5 protein-coding genes are annotated in these 4175 nt (G+C 40.5%); 4 read left to right on the forward strand and 1 reads right to left on the reverse strand.

The window, feature by feature from the left end; translation table 11 throughout:
• Nucleotides 1–34: 34 nt before the first annotated feature.
• Nucleotides 35–1150 carry a hypothetical protein gene (locus tag R7Z50_RS23970; protein ID WP_213900148.1) on the reverse strand — a complete coding sequence of 372 codons (1116 nt, stop codon included), beginning with the start codon at nt 1148–1150 and terminating at the stop codon, nt 35–37.
• 315 nt (nt 1151–1465) lie between these two features.
• Between R7Z50_RS23970 and R7Z50_RS23975 the strand changes: the two genes are divergently transcribed.
• The 4 genes from R7Z50_RS23975 to R7Z50_RS23990 all read left to right on the forward strand — a co-directional run bounded on the left by R7Z50_RS23975 (nt 1466) and on the right by R7Z50_RS23990 (nt 4166).
• On the forward strand, nt 1466–1828 hold the full coding sequence (locus R7Z50_RS23975; RefSeq protein WP_213900149.1) for a hypothetical protein: 363 nt from the start codon (nt 1466–1468) through the stop codon (nt 1826–1828).
• Between the two features lie 10 nt (nt 1829–1838).
• Entirely contained in the window at nt 1839–3029 is a 1191-nt protein-coding gene (locus tag R7Z50_RS23980) for a site-specific integrase (RefSeq protein WP_213900150.1), read from the forward strand.
• Between the two features lie 136 nt (nt 3030–3165).
• The gene (locus tag R7Z50_RS23985) at nt 3166–3624 is read left to right on the forward strand and encodes a hypothetical protein (protein ID WP_140308718.1); all 459 of its coding nucleotides are present in this window, start codon (nt 3166–3168) and stop codon (nt 3622–3624) included.
• On the forward strand, nt 3624–4166 hold the full coding sequence (locus R7Z50_RS23990) for a hypothetical protein (RefSeq protein WP_140308720.1): 543 nt from the start codon (nt 3624–3626) through the stop codon (nt 4164–4166). The genes R7Z50_RS23985 and R7Z50_RS23990 overlap by 1 nt, the downstream gene beginning before the upstream one ends.
• The last annotated feature ends 9 nt before the right edge of the window (nt 4167–4175 follow it).

A 4175-nucleotide genomic window follows, 5' to 3' on the forward strand; every position in this document is an offset into this window, starting at 1 on the left:
TTGGGGGTGTTGGTGAGGGTTGATTCAAACCATATTATTTCTTAATACAAGCTAACAACTGAATATAAGGAGCATTGGTACCATCTTTGAATGACATTCCTTTCTGCGCAATAGGGTTCGAAGTTTTGTATGTATGATCATACCAATCAATGTCCCCACCCCCTCCAGGCGTATAATTGGCTCTCACACGTGTTTTTGCTTTTAATTCATGCTGATGGTTTCCTGTAGGTCTATTTTCTAGATTACTTAAAGCTAAGCCTACAGTCCCTCCTAACTTGCCAGATTTATTTGTTGCGACTATGTACCGACCGTCTGCATCTGAATAAGTGTCCCACCCATCAGGACATCGTTCTGATTTAAAAAAAGCCACAGTATTAGACGCAACTAATGAACCATTATTTGCAAGTCTATTCACTGTACTTTGCAGTTGGTAAAAAGCATCATTATAGCCACGAACGTCAACCCCAGATAAGTCTCCAACATTTGTGTCCATAGAGACTTGTACAGTATCTGAAACAGGCTTTTGACAAGCTATACTAATATCTCCTTGAACTTCATAGGGGAATGAATCAATACTGCAACTGACTCCTTCACTGGGTAAAATCATTAGCTTGTTGATTGTAAAATTGTTGCCTCCCCCTAAAACGACATTCTTTGCATTCACAACGAAACTCCGGCGGTTGGAACTTGGCTCGATCCATGCGGCAAATCCACCTTTTTGTGTTGTAATATCAACACAGCGAACAAATGCATTTGTAATATTTCGGCTCGCTACTTCCACCCGCGAGATTAACAAATACTTTAATGAAACCTGACTATAGGAAAGATTCTTGAACTCCTTTCTTCTTTCTTCAAAATTTTGCTGATTAGTACTCCCTCCCAACGAAGCATCGATAACATCAATTAAATCAATTCCCAGTTCCAACTTACTATTTTGAGCCTTATCCCAAGAGCTATACTCGTTAGAAGATATTAGATTTATTACCTGGTTAAACTTGTCTTCACTAGTCAAAGTGTCATGCTTATCAAAAACACCACCTTTTAATATTTCAGTACAAACACCTGTTGTACTTGCAGATGACACGTTATATATCGATATAAAAAACAAACAAAAAGATGTACTTATTAGAAAGATGAATAGCTTTTTCATTTAAACCCCTACTAATTATTTTCCGAGTGTTAGAGCTTAAATATTTACCTATAACATTATATTTGCAATTATATGCAACTGTTTGTTTTCTTGTTTTATTTTAACTTTTACTTTATTTGTTATTTGTTTTTCAAAAGTTTAACTTAGTGTTTTAAAATTAAGACATGATGGTAAATTTATCATTCTTCATACTGTATTAAGTTCATTCAAAGTAGTCATTAGTATAAATCTTCCTTATTTTACAGTGTGTTGAACGTAATATTTTCAATATTAAATACATATTAATTTCATGATTACTATATCATGGAGTTAATTATGATTAAGCTAACCAACATTCAACAACTATCAACCCTACCAATCACCACAATCCTACAAGAACAAGTCAAAACCATACTCACCGAACCATTTCACGATGAAGCAGAAGCCCAACTCTCATGGGATGAGCTGCAATGTGAGCTCTGGTTTCTCACATCAAAATCCGAGCTCTCTGCCGTCGTCGTCGACGATATCGAATTACTGAAACATGTACTGACCTATACCGAATTCGAAGACGATCTGGACTACGGAGCAATACTCGCCCTGAGCATTGTCGAGGACTCTGGCAAGGGCATCTATCTACTGATGCCTAAGACACTGCTCACCGAATTACGCCAATACTTCTCCATCGAGAATGACTAAGGAGGCAGTGATGCAATCCCGAAAATTCAAATTCAATAAACGCCAACTCGACTCACTACCGCCGACGCCGTCGACGAGCAAAAGTAAAGAAACTGAATACACGGACGAGTTATGTTCTGGCCTCAAGATGATCGTCAACCGTCAAGGTCGGAAGCGTTTCTTGTTCAGATATACCCTCCACGGAACTAAGAAATCCATCCAGCTAGGTGAGTATCCAGCCCTAGACATCAACACTGCTCGTCAGATTGCCAATGACCATAAACGGGAAATTGCTCTAGGTAATGATCCCAAGGCTATTCGTGATGAGAAGCGCAACGTCCTTACGTTCCAGGAGTTCTCAGAGCTACATTACTTACCCTACGCAATGATGAATAAGCTCACTGCTAAAAGTGATGCGGGTAGTCTCAAACTCCATTTCTATCCGAAGTGGGGCAAGAAACCTCTCACTGATATCGGTCAGCAGGACATTCAGAAATTGTTGGACGGGTTACTAGAAGGTAGAAAGCCAGCCACGGTAAATCGTTTGCGGTCGCTTATCCTCCGTATGTTCAGGCTCGCAATGGAGTGGCGTTATGTTGACTCAAATCCCGGTCAGTACATCAGGAAGTTGAAGGAAAATAACGTCCGTCAACGTTTCCTGTCACGGGCTGAGGTTTCTGCCTTCATCAAGGCATGTAACGAAGAACCGAATCGCACCCAAGCCAATGCATTGAAATTTGCGTTACTAACAGGGATGCGAATCGGGGAAATCACGGGCTCAAAATGGGAGTGCCTTACCGTCGACGACGACGGCAATTGGAGCCTATTTCTACCACACACTAAGTCGGGGCTGTCGAGAACAGTCCTACTCAACCATCTAGCTAAGGAAGTCATCCATGATCAACGACGATTTCAACAACCGAAGAACCCCTATATCTTTGCCGGAGATGCACCCGGTAGACCTATCGCTCATCCGAAGAAGGCATTTGCTCGGATTAAAGCTGCCGCAGGTATAACCGATAATTTTCGTATCCATGACCTCAGGCATAGCTTTGCTTCAATTTTAATCAATAGTGGTAATGCCACGCTCTATGATGTTCAACATTTGTTGGGGCACCAGTCTCCCCAAACTTCGACTCGTTATGCACATTTGGCTAGTTCGAGGCTTCGTGAGGTAAGTGCTAATGTTGCTGAGTTGGTTGGGGATGCAACTAATCGATAAATCAACCCAAACGCTTCACAGATTATGTGGGGCGTTCTTTTTATTTATGAAACTTATCGATATACCTATTGTCTTATATTATTCTTAAAGCTAAGTTTGTAAAAAATTATTGTCTGCGCTTCGGAGGCGTATAACGTTGAGAAACAAAAAAAACAAGGGTGAGAATCAGGGCTATGTTACGGAAGTTACTGTAGTTCTTGGTCACAACCCGCAATCAAGAAGAATTAGAAGACGGCTACATAATGTCTCTATTCAATACGGAGTACAGCCGACTAGGATAGTGCAGAAGCTTCTGAAGTATAGTATTGCTCATACTGGAGAGCTTAACATTGCAGTAAAAAACAGGGCGGCCTATTTCCAACGTTCAAAAATCAAGCGTGGGCAAGTCTATACTGCTAGGATTGATGTACATTCAAAAAAACGATTAGAGGCTCGTGCCGAAAGAGTACAAAGACCAAAAATAGAAGTCTACAACAACATATTAGATGCTGCGCTGAGAAAAGCTGAAGATGATGCTGAGTGGATTGAAAGCATTATTACTAGTGTCGACCCTGTAGATCCTTGGCCAAACGGAATAAAGAAAGAGTTGAAATAATGTCAAATCGTATGGAATTTGAGAATATTTATGATGAGTTTAGAACCCTAGAGCTCAATAAAGAGTACTACGGAGCTAAGGCTGAAGCTGCCAGAAAAAAACTATTATGGATGGATATTATTCTAGCTCTTGCTGCAAGCTCTTCTGCTGTTGCTAGTTTTAAGTTTTGGACTACAGAGTTGTTTGGAACGCAAATCGGCCCGTACCTCTTAGGTTTTGGAGCTTTAGTGGCAATCGTTCTTGGCATTGTTAGACCATATTTGAAACTCGAAGATGAGCATGCTCGATTAGCTAGCATGCTAGGCTCTTACAGTGCTATATCACACGTGATGAAAGATGTGGTTGTTGATGTCCGGACGAAGAAAGACGTGTCTGACGTATCAATGGCAGTTTATAACTCCTTACGACAGGTGCGGGGCTCATTGGCTTCAAAAGAAGACCCTGTTGAGGATCGAAAATTAATAGAGAAAATTCAAAAAAATATTATTCGTAGGTATCCAACTACTTTCTTTTATTACCCCAAAGGTGATACATCTGAGTAACACTCCAAT

It is taken from the genome of Vibrio sp. 1249-1 (genome assembly GCF_033340495.1).